This window comes from Streptomyces sp. NRRL B-1140, assembly GCF_001280065.1.
Classification (GTDB): Bacteria; Actinomycetota; Actinomycetes; order Streptomycetales; family Streptomycetaceae; genus Streptomyces.
Genome location: NZ_LGEA01000021.1, coordinates 1 through 337 on the forward strand (window position 1 = coordinate 1; position 337 = coordinate 337).

1 protein-coding gene is annotated in these 337 nt (G+C 69.1%); it reads left to right on the top strand.

Annotated elements, in window-relative coordinates:
* Window positions 1–337, top strand: a 337-nt coding sequence (locus tag ADK65_RS04100; RefSeq protein ID WP_324614240.1) for a glycoside hydrolase family 48 protein, incomplete at both ends; no start/stop codon positions are given.

Below are 337 nucleotides of genomic sequence, written 5' to 3' on the forward strand. Positions count from 1 at the left end.
CGGCAAGGCCGCCAAGATGGGCGACTACCTGCGCTACTCCATGTACGACAAGTACTTCAAGAAGGTCGGCAACTGCGTCGGTCCCGCGGCCTGCCCGGCAGGCACCGGCAAGGACGCCTCGCACTACCTCCTCTCCTGGTACTACGCCTGGGGCGGCGCCACGGACACGAGTGCCGGCTGGGCCTGGCGCATCGGCTCCAGCCACGCCCACGGCGGCTACCAGAACCCCTTCGCGGCCTACGCGCTCGCCAACTACGCGCCGCTGAAGCCGAAGTCGGCGACGGGGCAGGCGGACTGGGCCAAGTCGATGGACCGGCAGCTGGAGTTCTACCGCTGG